The sequence below is a fragment of the Methanospirillum sp. genome, from assembly GCF_035406105.1.
Classification (GTDB): domain Archaea; phylum Halobacteriota; class Methanomicrobia; order Methanomicrobiales; family Methanospirillaceae; genus Methanospirillum.
In genome coordinates, this window is sequence record NZ_DAONKG010000123.1 from 3,303 (window position 1) to 7,502 (window position 4,200).

Annotated in this window: 5 protein-coding genes; 2 read left to right on the top strand and 3 right to left on the bottom strand. The window is 48.0% G+C overall.

Annotation, left to right across the window (positions count from 1 at the left end; genetic code table 11):
* The 3 genes from PLA23_RS08375 to glyA form a co-directional block, all read right to left on the bottom strand.
* A partial coding sequence (locus PLA23_RS08375) for a dihydropteroate synthase (RefSeq protein ID WP_324474847.1) occupies window positions 1-370 on the bottom strand: 370 nt, incomplete at its 3' end.
* Window positions 352-1,191 (bottom strand): bifunctional methylenetetrahydrofolate dehydrogenase/methenyltetrahydrofolate cyclohydrolase FolD, encoded by an 840-nt coding sequence (gene folD, locus PLA23_RS08380; protein ID WP_324329143.1) that lies wholly within the window; start codon window positions 1,189-1,191, stop codon window positions 352-354. The genes folD and PLA23_RS08375, both read right to left, overlap by 19 nt.
* Window positions 1,188-2,432 (bottom strand): serine hydroxymethyltransferase, encoded by a 1,245-nt coding sequence (glyA, locus tag PLA23_RS08385; RefSeq protein WP_324329156.1) that lies wholly within the window; start codon window positions 2,430-2,432, stop codon window positions 1,188-1,190. Before glyA ends, folD begins: the two co-directional genes overlap by 4 nt.
* 171 nt (window positions 2,433-2,603) lie before the next feature.
* On the opposite strand from glyA, the gene PLA23_RS08390 reads away from it, so the two are divergent.
* Both PLA23_RS08390 and PLA23_RS08395 read left to right on the top strand, forming a co-directional pair.
* A complete protein-coding gene (locus PLA23_RS08390; protein WP_324329141.1) occupies window positions 2,604-3,047 on the top strand; it encodes a DUF7518 family protein in 444 nt (147 codons plus the stop codon).
* A gap of 36 nt (window positions 3,048-3,083) precedes the next feature.
* Window positions 3,084-4,200 (top strand): AAA family ATPase (locus tag PLA23_RS08395; protein WP_324474848.1); only part of this gene is annotated, 1,117 nt, incomplete at its 3' end.

Below are 4,200 nucleotides of genomic sequence, written 5' to 3' on the forward strand. Positions count from 1 at the left end.
GAGCCGGGTTTGCAAGGCCGGATATGTCATTGGCAAGACTAATATCAAAATGAAGGGCCATGTCCAGTACTTCTGGATACATGGTATCGATACTGATGATGTAATCCTCACCCTGCAACTGGGTAAGACATTCTTGTATCCGTGTCTTCTCTTCAGCAATAGATATGGGGGGACTTCCAGGTGCGGTACTTCTGGCCCCGATGTCCAGGATTTCTGCCCCGTTCTCAATCATGCGCTCTACCGTATCAGCAACGGATGATATGGGAACAAAGGAGCCAGGATAAAAAGATTCGGGACTGATGTTTACAACACCCATCAGGACAGGATATGGCCTGCCGATATGGATGCTTTTTACAGAGAAGGCCCGCATCTGTTCCTTGCAATATCAGCGGTATTTTCCATCAGGGATGCGATGGTCATCGGCCCGACACCGCCAGGGACCGGAGTTATCGCCCCGGCGACTTTCTCAACCTCTTCAAAGGCAACATCACCGCAGAGTTTTCCGTTTACCTGGTTTGTTCCGACATCAATAACCGTTGCACCAGGTTTGACCATTTCTGCAGTTATTATCCCTGCCTTTCCGGCTGCACTCACCAGAATATCTGCCTGCGTTGTAATTTCCGAAAGGTTTTCGGTTTTACTGTGACAGATGGTAACCGTTGCATCAGCATGCAGGAGTAATAGTGCTATCGGGCGACCCACATCAACACTTCTTCCGACAACAACAGCCCGTTTTCCTGCAATGGGAATTTTATACTCATGCAACAGGGTCATTATCCCCTTTGGTGTGCATGGCCTTGGCCCTGGCAGAGCTGTCACCAGCCGGCCCATATTGAGCGGATGAAACCCGTCGACATCTTTCTGGGGAAGAATAGCGGCAAGAACCGCTTCGGTGTCGATGGATTTTGGAAGGGGGAGCTGGACGAGTATGCCGTCAATGTCTGGATCTTCGTTTAATTGACGTATCCTATCAAGAATAGTACGTGTCGTTGTGTCTTCGGGCAGGGAGATGTTAACCGATGAGATCCCAACCTGCTCACATGCCCGGTGTTTCATCCTGACATACATATGGGATGCAGGATCATCCCCGACGATCACCGTGGCAAGGGTGGGGGTAAGGCCCCCTTCCAGGATATCTTCTTTTAGCAGTTCGAGTCTTCGTGCTGCAAGTCCTTTACCATCTAATATCATGTCAGATCAGGATAAAGGGGATATTGGCTGGCAAGGGATTTGACTTCTTCCCTGATCTTCTCCTGAAGTCCTGTATTTTTAATATCACTGATAACCGCGGATATCCATTCACCAATCTGTTTCATCTCACTCTCTTTCATACCCCGGCTGGTGACCGCAGGGGTTCCGACTCGAAGACCACTGGTGACGAAGGGACTTTTTGTTTCATTGGGGATTGTATTTTTATTGACCGTTATCCCTGCATTTCCAAGAGCCTGTTCCGCTTCAAGTCCGGTAATGCCAAAGTTTGTCAGATCAAGGAGACAGAGATGATTATCAGTTCCGCCTGACACCAGTCTTACATTGTTTGCAGACAAGGTCTCTGCAATAGTCCGTGCGTTCTTTACAACCTGTTCAGAGTACTTTTTGAACTCTTTTGTAGAGGCTTCCTTGAAACAGACTGCTTTTGCTGCGATGATATGCATCAGCGGTCCGCCCTGCATACCCGGGAAAACGGCTTTATCGATCGGTGCTGCAAATTCCTTATCACAAAGGATGAATCCGCCACGCGGACCACGAAGGGTCTTATGTGTGGTAGATGTAGTAAAGGTCGTCAGACCGACTGGGCTTGGGTGGATACCGGTTGCACACAGACCTGCAATATGTGCGATATCTGCGAGACAATATGCTCCGACCTCTTCAGAGATCTCTGCAAAGGCTTTAAAATCGATCTCTCGCGGATAGGCACTGGCACCACAGACAATTATCTTTGGCCTGATCTTCCGGGCCATTTCAGCAATGCTTCCATAATCCATCCGCTCGGTCTTTAAATCCACTCCATACTGGTGTGATTCATAAATGATACCGGAAAAATTCACTGGAGAACCATGGGATAGATGCCCTCCCTGAGAGAGGTTCATTGAGAGGATCTTGTCACCTGGTTTTAGGACTGTAAAATATACAGCCATATTTGCCTGACTTCCGGAGTGAGGCTGAACATTCGCATGTTCCGCGCCAAACAGGGAACATACCCTGTCACGGGCCAGGTTTTCCGCCATGTCATGGAACTCACACCCGCCATAGTATCGCTTGCCCGGATACCCTTCGGCGTATTTGTTCGTCATTATTGAACCGGTAGCTTCAAGGACTGCCTTACTGACAACATTCTCTGAAGCAATAAGTTCAAGACCATTTATCTGACGAATGGTTTCTTTCTCGATGATCGCTGCAATTTCTGGATCAGTCGTTTCCAGATAGGACATGTGCATACACATCTGGCATAAAAGGGTAATATGGTTTTGTAATTTCTGAATTTTTAGTCTGGCTGCGAGTGTGTGCAGGATAACATGAAAAATAGGAAAGGGAAATATATATGTATTAGTATCAAATACTAACACAGACTGGATGAACCGGTTCAATCAGGGTCGTGATTCATGAGCGAAGAAGGGTATGGGACAAATAATCTTGATGAGCGGGTGCGCCTTCTTGAACGGAAGGTCGCCGATATGGAAGCGCTCATCAAGGGTCTGACTGATGAAATGCTGGACATGAAGGCGGTGGTCATGAAACTGAAGAAAGAGCAGCGCCCGCCACCGGTTATCCAGGCAGTTGCTCCACCGATCTCCAGAGGAAAAGTAGAGCGTGAGGCTGCAGATCAGGAGAGCATACCGGGAAAACCGCAGAATCCTCCTGCACGGGATAAGATCACGCTGAAAATGCAGCCTGATGGGACACTTCAGCCGGAAAAGGAGAGCGGGGGAGAAATAATTATTGCATCCGCCCGTGATGCACGGATGAGATATAAGGACCAGCATCAGAGAAGCGGTCACAATGATCTTATCATTGCCGAAGATAAAGAGCCTTCAGAAGATTCGTAAGCAGAAAAACTCCCTTCCTAGCTCTGGTGTAAGGGTTTGCATATTACACAGCTTGAAATAGATAATTTCAAATCTTTCGGTAGAAAAACGAAAATCCCATTTTTACCTGGATTCACCGTCATTTCCGGACCGAACGGTTCTGGAAAGAGTAATATTATCGATAGTATTCTGTTTGTCCTTGCCCTCTCCTCATCCCGTCATCTCCGTGCTGAGCGGCTTACTGATTTGATCAACCTCAATTCTGACAGAAATACAGCAGAAGTTGAGATCACCTTCTCTGACGGGACTGTAATCAGACGCCGGATTAAGAGGACTGAAAATACCTATTATAATTATCTGTATCTGAACGGCCGCCCGTGCAGACAGACAGAACTTCTGGAATTTCTTGCCGGTTATGGGATAATTCCTCATGGATATAATGTGGTCATGCAGGGGGACATCAACCGGATTATTGAGATGAGCGACACCGAGCGGAGAAAGATTATTGATGAGATCGCCGGGGTTGCTGAATTTGACGCAAAGAAAGAACTGGCCCATGCTGAGTTGTCTCAGGTCAGGGAACGGATGACAGAGGAGTCGGTCCATATTGAGGAACTCAGCGTCCGGCTTACACAACTTGAGAAACAAAAGGAGCAGGCTGTCTCATACCGGAAGTTACAGGAAGAGATCCGCTATCTGGCCATGTGCCGATCAGCGGCCCGTCTGGCAGCACGAAGGAAGGATCAGGACGCCCTGTTATTGTCGATTGTTGAAGAGAAAGAACAGATGAGTCGGGTTGAATCTGATATCTCATGGAAATCACACGAGCGGGATTCAATCCGGGATGAGATAGCCAGTATTGATCAGAAGATTGCAGCAAAGACCGGAGCTGAGTACATGACTCTTGTGTCCCGCATAGCTGAGGCGAAAGCAGCAATTGAAGGATTTCACCGGTCTATTGATCGGGCGGGAAGAGATAAGGAGGAGGCAAACCGACGGCTTTCTGATGTGTACACCAGTGTAAAACGGCAGGAGGAGCGTGTACAGGCCCGTGAAACAGAAATGCGGAATCTGATGATTGATCGGACCAATCTTTCAATGACTGCATCAGCAGTGCAAAAAGAGTTTGACCGGATATCACAGGCAATTGCACAGGAGACAAAAGGGCTTGAGG

Excerpts from the sequence above, each read along its gene's own strand:
- glyA (WP_324329156.1), bottom strand. The coding sequence starts at position 2,432 with ATGTCCTATCTGGAAACGACTGATCCAGAAATTGCAGCGATCATCGAG.
- PLA23_RS08390 (WP_324329141.1), top strand. The coding sequence starts at position 2,604 with ATGAGCGAAGAAGGGTATGGGACAAATAATCTTGATGAGCGGGTGCGC.
- folD (WP_324329143.1), bottom strand. The coding sequence starts at position 1,191 with ATGATATTAGATGGTAAAGGACTTGCAGCACGAAGACTCGAACTGCTA.